Source organism: Lichenicola cladoniae (genome assembly GCF_013201075.1).
In the GTDB taxonomy this organism is placed as follows: Bacteria; Pseudomonadota; Alphaproteobacteria; order Acetobacterales; family Acetobacteraceae; genus Lichenicola; species Lichenicola cladoniae.
In genome coordinates this window covers 156545-170407 of record NZ_CP053710.1, presented here as the reverse complement: position 1 = coordinate 170407, position 13863 = coordinate 156545, and the positions used below count along the sequence as shown (strand labels likewise).

Genomic DNA, 13863 nt, shown 5'->3' with positions numbered 1-13863 from the left:
CGGTCGATACCCGCGAGGATGCAATGCGCCTGTTCCGGCTTTTTCTTCCGGCTGCCCTTCTCATGCTCGGCGCCACGGTAGCGCACGCCCAGAACACGACAGGCAGCACGCAGACGTGGTCGTCGCTGAGTGCGGGAGACGATTGGGCGGCCACCGTGCTGCACAGCATCTTCCCGTCAACGTCCCAAACCGGCGACGCCTCAATCGGCACAGAGCAGACCGTCATCGGCCAACTCCTGGGCGAGCTGACCGGCTTCGTGATGATCCTGGCCGCTGCCTTTGTCGGCTACACAACCGTCCTGCAAATCCATCGGGCAGCCGAGACCGGTCGGGTGCTAGGCAACTCGATGTCATCGTGGGTGCCGGTCCGGCTGACCTTTGCGCTGATCATGATGTTCCCGGTCTCTAACGGCTTCAGTGCCGGGCAGCGCGGTATCGTACTGGTCGCGACCTGGGGCATCGGGATGGCCAGAGGTGCCTACACATACGCCATCCAGTCGGTCGGGCCGGATGCTGTTCCAATTGCCCAGCCGATGATTCCGGGCACAAAGACAATTGTGGCCGGCTTGATGCAGGCAGAGCTGTGCCGCGCCCTGATCAACCAGGCCTCGAACAACGCCAACATGGTGCCGGTGCCGACACCCTTCACATCCCAAGAAGACGCGACGACGGGGTCTACCGGTTATGTTTCGTGGCCGTATGCCCTCGCAGCGGGAAATAGCTCGGATACACCGGCTTGCGGAGGCGTCACAGTCCGCGGTGTCAGCACTGGCTCCAACTTGAAGGGCGCCTCCGTCGACATGGCCGGCACGCAGCGCGCGATCCTGAGCTATGTTATCGAGTCCGACATCCGGCCGCAGATGGAGCAGCTGGCGCAGCAGCTTTGGAGCGACAGGAACGCCAACGATCTCACGGCGATGTATTCCATCCTGACCACCGCAACAGCCGACTACACCCAGCAGCTGACAACGGCTGCGACGAGCCTGACCAGCAACCTCAGAAGCCAATTTGGCAGGGTGGCGGACGCCCGCAATGGGTCGAGCTGGGACAACACCACCACGAATGCCACTCAGCTATCGTCGCTTGGCTGGACGTCCGCCGGTGCCTACTACCTTGAGATTGCCAAGCTGAACGGGTTGACCCTTTCGATCCTCAGCGCGACGCCCCAGGTCACGGAGCCGAGTTACAGTGGCCTCGGTGAAGGCCTGTCGAAGGACATGGCGCCATTGGTCAAGGCAGCCTTGGGCTTCAACGACCAGCTCATGAACTATGTCGCCGTGAAGGACGGCCAGGACGTTCCTGGTGGCACGCCTGATCTTTACAGCGGTGCGACACCTGGCGCCGATGGCACCAGCCTGCTCGAGCAGGTAATCCGCAAGCTGCACCTGGACGAGCGCCTGTTGAACGCCGTCACCACGGCGCTGGCCCCGAACCAGTCGCTTTGGTACGACCCGTTCGTTGCCCTGAGCCACCTTGGTCACATACTCATCGCCGCATCCCTAGCCGCTATGGGTCTCGCAGGGCTTCTCTCTTCAACCACGGGGACCGCAGGTGCGGTCGCTGGCAGCCTGCTCACCTTCAACTTTTCCGGTGCTGCGGCGGCGATCGGGGGGCACGCCCTGATGGGATTCTTCGCCACGCCGATCTTCTACGGCTGCATGGCGCTTTTGATCCCAGGAATTACCCTTGCCTTCATCCTGCCTATGGTTCCTTACGCCTATTGGATTGCCGGCGTCGCAGGATGGTTGATCCTGGTCTGCGAGGCAGTCGTTGCGGTCCCGCTATGGATGTTCGCTCATCTGACCTTCCAGGGAGATGGATTGCACGGGAAGGGTTTCGAGGGCTACTCGATGCTCTTCAACATCCTATTCAGACCGATCCTGATGCTGCTCGGCCTCTTCTTCGGCTACTACATCTTTGTTGCCTTGTCGGGCTTGATCACCCAGAGCTTCGGGATTGCTGCGGGCTTCGTGATGATGAACGGATCCTTGCTCACCAACCTTATCGGTGTTGTCGTCTTCTGCTGTATGTTTGTCCTGTTCCAGATCTCGGCTGCCATGATGTCCTTCCGGATGATCTCACTGTTCCCCCACCACGTCGTGCGCTGGGTTGGCCTGATGGCTGCGAACCGGGTCGACATGGGCAGCTTTGCTTCTGAGGTCGGGGCTGTCGGTCTTGCAAACTCGACCAGGGCAATTCAGAGTGGCTTGAGCGGCATGGCGAACCACCTCACCCACGAGGGGCGTGGTGGATCGGGGGCCAAGGACAAAGGCGGCAAGGCAGAGGCTGCTCCGGATCAGCAAAAGGCGCCCGATCGGACGCTGCAGCTGTCCTCGAGCGTCACGCCGCCGGCTAAATAGGCGGAGCGGGCATCATGAGTGAGTTCGACTGTGGTGTCCGGGCCTCTATCGTCGCGCACGATATGTTCTATGGCGTCGGGCAGGCGGTCGGCCTCGGGCTTCGCCAACACCGGCTAAGTCAAGCCGCAGTTATCAATGAGCTTCGTGTCGAGAATGATCATCTACGGGCTCATCTCGACGTCGCCCTGAATAATACGGCTGTGTGGGAGGACCGCGCTCATCTGATGGAAGCTGATCGTGATCTCGCCGACAGTGCGTTTAGACAGAGAACAGCCGAGTACAACGAGCTTGCCGAGGCATACAACGAGCTTCTACGACAGAAGAATGAGTGGGTCCTTTATGCCGAGGGCTTAGTCAGATCCCTTGCCCAGGAGCGTCTTTAGAACTCCTAGAACGCAGATCGATCATACGATTTTCATTCGAGTGGGTCACACTGTCCTCTATCGAGATAGAGGCTGATATGAAGACCTTGATGATTTGGACGGCTGTCGCAAGTCTGACTGTCCTGTCTGGATGTGGAAGCGGCGGTAATATTAAGACTGCGGCCGATTATCATGCGCCCAGGCCACTGCCAGTCACTCATTCTTTTTATCAGCCATACATGCCCTATGGCAAAGCATCTGCTATATGGCACCCGCCCGTTGCCGACAGAAATGGAACGATCGTGCGCCCATCGGACGCTGCGACTTCCTGGGACCGTCCGGATTATGAAGGATCGGTCTGGGCGAAAGGAGCCGCGCCATCACCATATGGTGGCCCGGCGGGCACGTTCTGATCGGGATCAGAGCGGGATGCTGGGTTGACCAATCTCCGGTCGGAAGTTGTGTCTTATACGCCTAAGTAGAACACCAGTCTCCCAGACGCTTCGCGTACAACATGACATCTGTGGGGGAAGCCAGGTCCACCCTTCAAATATGTCATGAACTCCGGCACCCAACCATGGATACCCCCACCGGTAACTGTTGGCACCCAGCCGTCCACAACGGGGCCGTCTTGGGCAAGAACTCCCTTGCTGATATAGCCTAGCATTTTGCTCTTGGCCGTCGGATTTGCGTAGACGGTCGGATTAGCTTGCGTGGCATATCGGCACTCGAGGCCCGGAGTGTTTGCTGGGGACTTTCGGTTTTCTATAATCTGTCCGTGTGCAGGCTGGAAACTCGAAAGTAGAATGATGCCTGCGAGACTCAGTAGCGGCTTACCCATTCGCAAAGGCTTGGTTCCCCTAGCTCCATTTACAACTCGATCCGACAAAGTGCGCGGTGAAATGGAGAATCCCATGACCCGGTTTATCCTAACCCTTGGTACGATGCTGGTTCCAATAGCTGCTCTCGCCGCTCCAAGCTGCGCCATTGCTGAACCGCCATCGGATTCTATTGTCGTTCCCATACCTGCTCCAGCGCGAATTTACAGAGACCTGCCAGCGCATCAGACTGTGGCTCCCGTTCAAGGGCTAGCACTTCAGCACATTGCAGCAGTTGGCGCCAAACTGACGGAGCTTGGGACGGTACATGGGCTCCGAACTGTGTTCGCGCAGAACGGAGGTAAGTTTCAGGTCTTCTACGTATCTCCGGATGGCGGTGCCGTGATCGGCGGCGTCATGTGGGACGCCTCGGGGAAGAACGTCACCCGGCAGCAGGTTGCCGGGATCCCTGGCACGGTTCCTACCGTGACAATTGGCCCCGATATTCCTGAGAAGCAGCAATCGGCCACTGCGCCCCTCCCTGTCTCTGTAGCCGGCGAACCGTCTCTAATCGAGGCTGCAGAGCATACGTCGTATGGGACCGTCGGGACGACAACAGCGCCACGCTTGTGGATGTTCATCGATCCGATGTGCAGCTTCTCAATACGGGCAATGGCTGCACTGAAGCCCTACGTCGCAAGCGGCAAGGTGCAACTGGCGGTCATTCCCGTCGCGGTGCTCGACTATGAAGACCAAGGGAAGAGCACCAGTTCAGCCCAGATGATGCTCAGCCAACCGGCCGGCGGTATGGTCCAAGCTTGGGAAGACCGCCGGCTATCGGGGAGCCCGGATCCGGCTGCGATTGTCAAACTGGCCACTAACATGGCAACTGCGGACGCTTTGCACCTCAAAGGCACGCCGACCTTCGTCTGGCGGAAAGGCGACGGTACCGAGGGCATGAGCGCTGGGGTTCCGCCGGACCTGGAAGCGCTACTGTCGTCGATCGCGAGCTAAACAATGACTGTAGAACGACCAGAAAAGTCGGGGCGTGGGGGGCCCATACGGCGCGGGTTCAGGTCTCTGTTCGGAAGCCCTGCAGGAGCAGCCGGCATCCCACAGATCCGCGAGAATTGGCGGGCGATCCGGAAAATGGCTGCTCTGATTATCCAAGGACCCCAGGCCGATGACCGCGTTAGGGTGAGGGCTGACCGCGTACTCGACCTCCACGAGATGGCTTATGTGATGGACACGACGATTTCGGTGGTTGAGAGGCGGCTGTCGGCACGGCGCCGGCAGACGCGGCTTGCCGTCTATGCCTACCTCGGCGCCGCAATAGTGCTTTGGGTCAGCTGGCTCTACGAGGCCATCGCTTCTCCAGGCTCCTATGCCCGTTTGCTAACCGTGGCGGGTCTGATTGCTATTACAACCTGCTTCGGGCTGGGTGCATTTTACAACGCTCTCGTGAACTGGCAGATCCGAACCGGTCGATTGGGAAGTGCTGGAGAGTTTCTGTCGACGACCGATAGCTGGCGGCCGTCATAATGCTGCGAGCGAACAACGACGAGGACGGCACAGTTTTTAAGGAAGAGACCGCCAAGCTTAATGCCATCGTCCGGTCTCATTGTATGTTCAGCCTGAGTAACAACAAGATTCAATGACTTCCCTAAGCCCGATAACGGTCGTCTTTGCATCACGAATGTTCAGGCCACGTGGTTTCCTGGTATAGCAAACGCTGCGGCGACGGCGCCCCTGCGGCAGCAGGCGATAAAGCTGATCAGTTCGTCCAATGAGACTGTAGACACATTGGTAGATCGTCTCGTGACAGAGCTCGTGGCTGATCTCTTCATCGCACCGTAAGCGGCCGGCAATCTGTTCAGGAGAGCATGCGTCGTTGAGCCGGGCGACGACGTAGGCGGCGAATTCGGGGTAGCGATACAATTTTCCGAGCCGGCGACGTCGCGTTGCCATCAGACCGTGGGCAGTGACCGGAGAATACCTGTCCAGGTACGGGGCTTCCTCATAGCGGTTGCGCTGGAGTTCGCGACGGATTGATGAACGATGCCGGCCAAGGCGTTCCGCGATCTGCCGGATGGGAACCTTTGCTTCGCTCAGGAGGTAAATCTGACGTCGCTCATCAAGGGTGAGGTGCCTGTAACATAAACCCATCGAATGATCCCTCGGAAGCTAACTTACTGAATAGGCTCAAAAGTCGCACTTCAAAATAAAATCCGCCCGCTTACATCTAGTGTTGCAACCCGGTAGAAATGTCCGCTTCTGCGCCGGATAGAAATGTCCTCTCGCCCGGTTTGGCCCTGACGGAGCCGGAGGCGACAGAGGGGCCAAACCGGGCGGTTTGACCCCGCAACGGCGGAAACTTTTGCCAGCAGGGCTTGGTTCAAATCCCGCGAGGTCGGCCTCGCTTGCGACCGTTCGAGACATAGCCAATCTTTTCACTGTTGGTCTTGATCCGTGGTGCGGGACGAGGCTCCGCCTGCAGCTCCTGCACAAAGACCAGTGCCTCGGTCAGCCGCTTATTATCGACAATTGCCGTGTGCGTGACCCGCTGGTCCTTGTCGAACGCCAAGTATGGCAAGGCGACGCCGTTGCAGCGGATCTCCAATCGACCGCCACCAAAGTCGAACAACTCGACGTATTTGCCTGGCAGCGTCTCGGACAGCGCATTGCGTTCGAGGATCAACAGCTTGCGCTGCCATGAGATTTGCAATTGCTGGCCGACATGTCGTAGCTCGCGTTTGCACAGGATGTCGCTGAGGCGGGAGAGGGTGACCTTGAGCGGCCGGTGCAGGTTGTCGGGCCGGGCAGGAGGCACAGCAAAGCGTCCATTGAACCGCTCGATAAATCCTGGCAGGAAGCCGTTGCCATCCTCGATCGTCGTGATCCCTTCAAGCTGCAGCTCCTTGACCAGCCGGTCTTGCAGGGTCCGGTTCGCTCGCTCAACGCGGCCTTTGGCTTGCGACGAATTGGCGCAGAGGATTTCGACATTCAGCTCGGCCAGTGCTCGGCCGAATTGCGTCATGCCATCGCCGCGCATCGCATCGAGCTTTGCGACGCGGAAGACCGTGTGCTTGTCTGAGTAGAATGCTACCGGGCAGCCGTGCTCGATCAGGTAATCCTGCAGCGTTTCGAAGTAGGTCTGGGTACTCTCGCTGGGCACGAACCGCAGCTGCATCAGCCGGCTGGTGGCGTCGTCTATAAATACCAGCAGCGTGCACATTGGATGGTCTGGACCGAACCAGCGGTGCTCGGAACCGTCGATCTGTATGAGCTCTCCGAAATGCTCGCGTCGCGGCCGGTTCTGGTGGAAGCTGCGGCGCTGAGCACGGGTCAGCCAGAGACCGTCGGCACGCATCCAGCAGCGCAGCGTCTCCCGTGGCACCGACAGCTTGTGCCGATCCGCCAGCATCTCCGAGGCCAACGTCGGTCCATAGCCTTGGTAGAGCGACCGGACCAGTCGCAATGCCTCCGTCCGGTGCTCGGTCGGCCGGCGATGGTTCGAGGGTCGGCTGCGATGGCCATGCGCGAGTGAGGCGGCGCCCTCCGTGCGGTAGCGCTCAACCAGCCGGCGCATGTGTCGGGTCGTTAGGCCAAGCAGCGCCGCTCCGGAAGCCACGCTGCGCTCGCCGTCGGTGATCTCGGCCAATACGCCCACGCGATGCAGTTCTTGTCCGCTCATCAGCACCAACCCCATGGCCGGTCTCCGAAATCCTCACCATGAGCGCAGGCAAGTGGTCGGGGACATTTCTATCGGGCTCATTGCGGACATTCTAATCGGGCGCTTACATCTAGACACCGCATAATTCTTTTTATGCCAACTCAAACAGGCTTTAGACGCGGGTGGGGGGCTCAGCTGGGCTCTCTAATTGACAAGCCAGCTCTGACTGCCACCACTCTGCGCATAGCATGCGCAGAGTGGCCCACCATGAAGCACTCAAATTCGATGGCGTACGACAAAACGGCCTCGCGCCCCGCCGTCAACCTGTCTTTGAACGAGGATTTGTTGATCCGTGCCAAGGCTGCAACTAGCAACCTGTCAGCGACCGTTGAGGATCCTCTGGCTCGGTTCGTTCAAGAGGATCAAGCGCGTAAACGAGCCGAGGACCAACAGCTGGCTGCGGTTATCACCGCGGTCAATGCAGTCCATGCAGAGCATGTCTACCTTTCGGATGAGTTTCCCAGCCTCTGAGCGGCCATCCCGATGTCTCAGTTTGCGGTATTCAAGAGCCCTGGCTCAAAGCCAGAGGTGCTTTTGTCGTCCAGATCCAGACCGATCGACTGGAAAATGCTCCTGGCAGGTTGGTGATGGCGTTGAACAGCGTGAAAGGCTCCGCGCCGCCCGATCATCCCCTGACCCCACGACTGGTTGTCCGCGGGCACTCGGTTTATGCATGCCCGTTCGACACTGCGACGATACCCGCCTTCCGCTTTACAGAGGCGCTGGAGACGTTGGCGGACATCGATCAGGATAAGGTTATTCCAGCACTGGATGAGTTCGTTACCCGGGCTTGAAGCATGAACCATGCGTAATCACCGCAGGACGAGCTCAGAGGCAAGAGCCACCAACTACACTGACGAACGTTCTGTGCTATCGTCCATTGAGTTCTGACCGGTCGTCGTCTTTATGGCTAATGTAATACAATCTTTGAACAAACTCCGAAAATACAAATGGAACTATCTTGACTGAACTTTCCGCATCTCTTCTCGAACTGACAACCCAGATCGTCAGCGCACACTGCGCCATGAACGCAGTGCCAGCGGAGGATCTTCCGACCCTGATCCGCAAGGTCTTTGCGGCGCTGAGCAGCATAGACGGTCGGCCAGAGGACGCTGCGGCTGCTGGTCCCGAGGCCCTGACGCCGGCCGTCCCGATCAAGAAGAGCGTCTTCCCTGACTACATTGTCTGCTTGGAGGACGGCAGAAAGCTCAAGATGCTGAAGCGTTACCTGCAAACCTCCTATGGCATGACACCCGCGCAGTATCGCGAACGGTGGAAGCTGCCACAGGACTATCCGATGGTGGCGCCGAACTATGCGAAGCGCCGGAGCGACCTGGCGCGGGAAAGCGGTCTCGGCCGTAAGTCGGACGCCCAGGACGGGTCATGATGGTGTCTGAGCTGACGCCACAACGACGGCACGCTTGAGCCAGGACACAGAACTCGCCAGGGTGAAGGCGCGGGTCAAGGCGCTCACCGAGCGCACGATTGCCCGCGGCTGCACCGAGGCCGAGGCCATGGCGGCGGCCGACATGGTGGGGCGGCTGCTCGAGCGCTACGCGCTCAACATGGAAGAGATCGACATCCGCGATGAGCCCTGCGTACAAATTGAGGTTCCGCTGGGCGGAACCCGTCGCCGGCCAATCGATGCCTGCGTGCCGGCAATTGCGGCCTTCTGTGACTGCAAGGTCTGGCTGTCCCGTGACAGCCATCCGCCGTCCTATGTGTTCTTCGCCTTTGCGACCGACACCGCTCTGGTGGCCTACCTCTACGCGGTGATCGAGCGCGCCATCCACAGCGACAGCCAGACCTTCCGATCCGCAAGACCAGCGCTTGCGGGCGCTGCCTTGAGTCGCGCCACCTCGAGCTTCCAGCTGGGCATGGCGGCGCGGATCGCCGAGCGGTTGGTGGACATGCACGATGATCGGGAGGCGAGCGTGGCCACGCAGCGTCCGACCGGCTCAGCCCTGACGATCGTGCGGCACCAGGTCGTAGAGGCAGCCTTTCGAGCCAGTGGGCCGAGGTTGCGGGCCATGCCGGGCCTGACGCTGCACAACGACACCGCCTTCCGCGTCGGGCGCCTGGCCGGAGAGCGGGTCAACCTCAGGCGGCCGGTTGAGCAGGACGACCAGAACCGTCTGGCATGATGACGGGACGCGATGAACAGCGCAGCCGGGTCTATGCGTGGGAGGATGAGATGGTCGTGCCACGCGATCCCAGCCTGATCGCCTACGGCGCGGCTCAAGGAATGGTGGACGCGATCTGGTCTGAGCTGGGTCTGCGCTATCCGCCGCGCGTCGAGCCTCTGCCGAAACAGGCGACGACGCGGATGGCGGATGGATCCCGCCTTACCCTCCGTCTGCCCGCGCAGACGCCGTCCTGGTGCCTGCTGCACGAGTTGGCGCATGCCCTGACCAGCACCCATGACGGACACTCGGATCAGCACGGCCCGGTGTTTGCCGGGATCTACGTGCAACTGCTCGTGCGGTATCTGCGGCTGCCGCAGCCTTGGCTGCTGGCGACCCTCGAGAGCGCGGACGTGCAGGTGGACATGCGGGCGCAGCCGCTGTTCGTCGACACCGCAGCCTTTCAGGCTCAACTGTGATGCGGCTGCGCGTCATCGACATCGAGACCACCGGCACGGCGCCGCCGGCCGAGATCATCGAGTTCGGCCGGGTCGACCTGCACGACAGCACGGGCTCCTGGCAGATCGACCGGCCGATGACGCGGCTGTACCGGCCGTTGCACGGCATCCCGCCGGAAACGATGGCGGTGCATCACATCACCGAGCACGATTTTAATGCGGACACCCCGGTGTGCACCGGCGAACGGCTGCGGCTGGCGGTGTGGGCCGGTAATCCGCCGGATGTTCTGGTGGCACACAACTGCGCCTTCGAGCAGCTGTTCGTCGACGTCCTGCACACCGACGCCCTGCCCTGGATCTGCACCTACAAGGTGGCGCTGCGGCTGTGGCCGGACGCACCAAAGCATTCCAACCAGGTGCTGCGCTACTGGCTCGGGCTGCCGCTTGATGCAGGTCTGGCGATGCCGCCGCATCGTGCCGGCCCCGACGCTTATGTTACCGCGCATCTGCTGCTGCGGATGTTGGTGCTGGCCAGCATCGAGCAGATGATCGCCTGGACCAGCCAGCCAAAGCTGCTGCCGTTGATGCCGATCGGCAAGCATCGTGGGTTATCCTGGTCGGAGCTTCCGCTCGATTATCTGCAATGGCTCGTCCGGCAGACCGAGATGGATGCTGACGTGATCTATTGTGGGCGGCGAGAGATCGAACGGCGACAGCCCGGTCGGTAGAGCGCACGACAAAGTTCCCCCGCCATTATCGGTAGTGGTAGTGGTAGTGCATTGTCTATTGTCGCCCCGTAATCAGCATGGTGGGTTACCCGCCCTGCGAATCGCTCGCTCCACCCTCGAGAATCGGAATCATCCATGGCTCGCACCGCGACCTCAACACGCTCTTCCAAAAAGACCGCACCGACAGAGGCTGCAAAGAAGCCGCGTGGCCGACCGCCCGGGTCGAAGAACGGCGTCCGCACGACAAGCAAAGCCAAAGCGCCTGCGGCCGTAAAGCGCGCTGTCGTGCGCAAGACTGCGCCGGCTGCACCGAAGCTCAACAAGGCCGAGCTCGAAGCTCACATCATCAAGTTGGAGCGCACCATCGACCGGCTGCGCAAGCAGGGCGCCGAGATGAAGCAGGCTGCCAAGGCACCGGCTGCCGAGCCATCCGCAGCTCCTGCCGAAGCCGCTGTGAAGAAGACCCGACGTGCAAAGGCCGTTGCCGAGGCACCGACGCCGGTCGCGAAGCCACGCCGTGCAACTAAGAAGAAGTCAGAGATGCCGGCATCGGCCGCTGACAGCACATCGGAAAGTGCTGGCGCCGATATCTGACCGGGCACAGCGACAACCGGCGGTAACGTGCCGGGAAGGTAAGCAAGGGGAATGGCATTACGCTATTCCCCTTTTTCTTTGGTTCATCGCCAGCGAAACATGTTGTAGGTCTAAGCGACTTCACCATAGAAAGATGCAGTGCTGAGTTGACGGTTGGTAACTTGATCAATGCCGACCGGGCATCTATCAGCGTCTTTTGCATCAGGATACCAAACAGATGAGCAAGGCCTTCATTGCAGCGACATTGCAGGATTCGACCGGCTGCACCGGCGTTGCCGCCAATCTAGCGGCGGCCGAGCTGATCGCGGCCATTGTCTCAGAAATGAAGAAGGACGGCGGCTTCACCCTGCCCTCGTTCGGCACCTTCACCGTCAGGAAGACCAAGGCGCGCAAGGCGCTGAACCCGCGCACCGGCGAGCCGGTCAAGGTCAAGGCCGGCAAGACCGTCCGCTTCAAGGCCAGCCCGAACCTCAAGAAGGCCGTCTAGCCGTTCTGCACCGGCCGCCGCCGGCTCGATCCAGCGAGCCAGGCGGCGTCCTCGATCTGAACCCGAAGGGGACCAACATCGTCACGCTGGACAGCAGAGTCTGCGTGACTCAAGATTCCCCTGATGACGTTGCCCCGCCCGCTCCGCACCCACCAGCAGCGTCTGGCCAACCTGGTTGCGGCGATGGTGGCCGGCGAGACCACCGCCCCCGACATCCTGGCCGCGGTCACACCCGGTGGCGGCAAATCGCTGCTGCCGGTGATCGCCGCCGCCCGGCTGATCGAGGCGGGCCTCGTCGAGCGCGTCTGCTGGATAGTGCCGCGCGACAGTCTGCGCCTGCAGGCCGAGGAGGCGTTCACCGATCCGGTCTGGCGCACCATCCTGGGCCACGGCCTGTCGGTACGGGCGGCCGACAACTCAGCTGATCCGAGCCGCGGACTGGCCGGCTACATCACCACCTACCAGGGCGTGGCCGCCGCCCCTGACCTGCACCTGCGCGAGATGCGCCGGTATCGCACCCTGCTCGTGGTCGACGAGGTGCATCACCTGCCGGCTTTGGCCGACACCGATCCGGATGCCGCCGCCCACGCAGCCGCCACGGACGAGGAGCAGGCCAGTGCCTGGTCACAGGCGATCCTGCCACTCCTGGAGTGTGCCGCCGTCCGGCTGCTGCTGTCAGGTACGCTGGAGCGGGCGGACGGCAAGGCGATCCTTTGGCTGCCCTACCGCAAGGGCGTGAAGGCGCGCACCCGCGAGATCGAGCTGGATGCACCCGGCTGGGCGATCATCGGCTACTCGCGTGCCCAGGCGCTGCTCGAGCGCGCGGTGCTGCCGGTGACCTTCGGCGCGCTGGATGGCGAAGCGCGCTGGCGCGACGAGGACGATAACGAGATCGGGCCGCACCGCCTGGCCAATCTGCATCCCGACGAGACCACTCGCCCTGCCCTGTTTACGGCTTTGCGCACCGGCTTTGCCGAAACGCTGCTGCATGAGGCGTTCATCGCCATCCGCGACGTGCGCGCCCGCCGGCGGCAGGAGCGTGACCTGGAGCCGGGTGCCGCAGCGCGTGGCCTTGGCAAGCTGTTGGTGGTGGCGCCGGACCAGACCACGGCCAAGCACTATCTCGGCGTGATCCGACGCTGGATCCCGGTCGCCCAGGCTGAGGAGACGGCGCAGCTGGCCACCTCCGACACGCCGCGCGCGCACCAGATCCTGGCCAGCTTCCGGCTCCGGCCGGATCCGTCGATCCTGGTAACGGTGGCCATGGCCTATGAAGGCCTGGATGCACCGGACGTGGCGGTGGTGGCAGCACTCACCCACATCCGGTCGCGCGCCTGGCTGGAGCAGATGGTGGCCCGCGCCACCCGGGTGGATCCACATGCCGGTGCCTACGAGACGCAGCAGGCGCTGGTGTTCCACCCCGATGATCCGCTGTTCGCGCTGTTCCGCCGACGCATGGAGTATGAGCAGGGCACGCTGGCGCGGCCGAAGGCCAAGCGCAAGCAAAGCGCCCTGCCCTTGTGGCTGCTCGACCAGCTGCCGCCGTCCCGGGACGGCATCACGCCGCTGGAGAGCAATGCGCTGGCGCTGCGCTTCGACACACTGCGGCCTGGACCGGAGCTGGCCCTGAAGCGTCCCGAGCAGGAGGCGGCGCAGGCGGAGCTGCTGGAAGCGCCGTCGGTGGCCGAGCGGCGTCTGCGGGCCCGGTTGGGGGAGATGGTGGCGGCGCAGGCGGTTGAGGACGAGGCCGGGCGAGCGGGGTTCAAGGGCGGCACGGCGGGTCCCGGGCTCTACCACCGCTACAACGCGGTGCTGAAGCGCATGACCGGCAACAAGAACCGGGCGCAGATGACGCTGGCCGAGCTGGAAGCGGCGATCGGCTGGCTCGAGCGCAATCAGCTGCAGGAGCATCTGCACCTGCTAGACGACGACCCACGCTACGCCTGGACGGCACGTCAGCGCGGAGAGTGGAAGCCGCCGGTCGGACGACCGAGCCGGACACCGACAGACACCAAACGGGCGCCATCGGCTTATGCAGCGACAAAGCGATCCGGATGATGTCGGATGAAGGTCAATCGCGGCACAGGCTCGCCTCTTGCCGTGGCCTGATCAGTTCACAATGCCTGATGCAGGATCTTCCTAGTTCGAAAGGAACGATATTATGTCCAGTAGAAGTTCACAATCACGCGTGAGTGAAATC

General features: G+C 61.7%; 15 protein-coding genes. 13 read left to right on the top strand and 2 right to left on the bottom strand.

The annotated features are described in order from the left end of the window. The first annotated feature begins 23 nt into the window (after positions 1-23). The 4 genes from HN018_RS24975 to HN018_RS24960 all read left to right on the top strand — a co-directional run bounded on the left by HN018_RS24975 (position 24) and on the right by HN018_RS24960 (position 5082). On the top strand, positions 24-2360 hold the full coding sequence (locus HN018_RS24975; protein ID WP_171837601.1) for a DotA/TraY family protein: 2337 nt from the start codon (positions 24-26) through the stop codon (positions 2358-2360). A gap of 14 nt (positions 2361-2374) precedes the next feature. Beyond that, a complete protein-coding gene (locus tag HN018_RS24970; RefSeq protein ID WP_171837602.1) occupies positions 2375-2743 on the top strand; it encodes a hypothetical protein in 369 nt (122 codons plus the stop codon). Positions 2744-3942: 1199 nt separating this feature from the next. Beyond that, a complete protein-coding gene (locus tag HN018_RS24965; RefSeq protein ID WP_171837603.1) occupies positions 3943-4554 on the top strand; it encodes a hypothetical protein in 612 nt (203 codons plus the stop codon). Between the two features lie 225 nt (positions 4555-4779). Next, entirely contained in the window at positions 4780-5082 is a 303-nt protein-coding gene (locus tag HN018_RS24960) for a hypothetical protein (protein ID WP_171837604.1), read from the top strand. 87 nt (positions 5083-5169) lie between these two features. On the opposite strand, the gene HN018_RS24955 is transcribed toward HN018_RS24960, so the two are convergent. Both HN018_RS24955 and HN018_RS24950 read right to left on the bottom strand, forming a co-directional pair. After that, a complete protein-coding gene (locus tag HN018_RS24955) occupies positions 5170-5706 on the bottom strand; it encodes a helix-turn-helix domain-containing protein (protein WP_171837605.1) in 537 nt (178 codons plus the stop codon). Positions 5707-5935: 229 nt separating this feature from the next. Continuing rightward, positions 5936-7234 (bottom strand): ISNCY family transposase, encoded by a 1299-nt coding sequence (locus HN018_RS24950; RefSeq protein ID WP_204259724.1) that lies wholly within the window; start codon positions 7232-7234, stop codon positions 5936-5938. Between the two features lie 264 nt (positions 7235-7498). On the opposite strand from HN018_RS24950, the gene HN018_RS24945 reads away from it, so the two are divergent. From HN018_RS24945 to HN018_RS24905, 9 genes are all read left to right on the top strand, one after another. Beyond that, positions 7499-7744: a type II toxin-antitoxin system CcdA family antitoxin gene (locus tag HN018_RS24945; RefSeq protein ID WP_239479443.1), complete on the top strand. Its 246-nt coding sequence runs from the start codon at positions 7499-7501 to the stop codon at positions 7742-7744. A 113-nt stretch (positions 7745-7857) separates the two neighbouring features. Continuing rightward, a complete protein-coding gene (locus HN018_RS24940; protein WP_239479450.1) occupies positions 7858-8067 on the top strand; it encodes a hypothetical protein in 210 nt (69 codons plus the stop codon). Positions 8068-8231: 164 nt separating this feature from the next. Next, the gene (locus HN018_RS24935) at positions 8232-8660 is read left to right on the top strand and encodes a MucR family transcriptional regulator (protein ID WP_408886850.1); all 429 of its coding nucleotides are present in this window, start codon (positions 8232-8234) and stop codon (positions 8658-8660) included. A gap of 34 nt (positions 8661-8694) precedes the next feature. Continuing rightward, entirely contained in the window at positions 8695-9417 is a 723-nt protein-coding gene (locus tag HN018_RS24930) for a DUF7168 domain-containing protein (RefSeq protein ID WP_172443572.1), read from the top strand. Next, positions 9414-9875: a SprT-like domain-containing protein gene (locus HN018_RS24925; protein WP_239479398.1), complete on the top strand. Its 462-nt coding sequence runs from the start codon at positions 9414-9416 to the stop codon at positions 9873-9875. Before HN018_RS24930 ends, HN018_RS24925 begins: the two co-directional genes overlap by 4 nt. Beyond that, positions 9875-10582 (top strand): exonuclease domain-containing protein, encoded by a 708-nt coding sequence (locus HN018_RS24920; RefSeq protein WP_172443571.1) that lies wholly within the window; start codon positions 9875-9877, stop codon positions 10580-10582. The genes HN018_RS24925 and HN018_RS24920 overlap by 1 nt, the downstream gene beginning before the upstream one ends. Before the next feature lie 285 nt (positions 10583-10867). Continuing rightward, entirely contained in the window at positions 10868-11176 is a 309-nt protein-coding gene (locus tag HN018_RS24915) for a hypothetical protein (protein ID WP_171835766.1), read from the top strand. A gap of 217 nt (positions 11177-11393) precedes the next feature. Further along, positions 11394-11663, top strand: a complete 270-nt coding sequence (locus HN018_RS24910) for an HU family DNA-binding protein (RefSeq protein ID WP_171835765.1) — start codon at positions 11394-11396, stop codon at positions 11661-11663. A 123-nt stretch (positions 11664-11786) separates the two neighbouring features. After that, the gene (locus HN018_RS24905) at positions 11787-13721 is read left to right on the top strand and encodes a DEAD/DEAH box helicase (protein WP_171835764.1); all 1935 of its coding nucleotides are present in this window, start codon (positions 11787-11789) and stop codon (positions 13719-13721) included. Positions 13722-13863 lie beyond the last annotated feature (142 nt).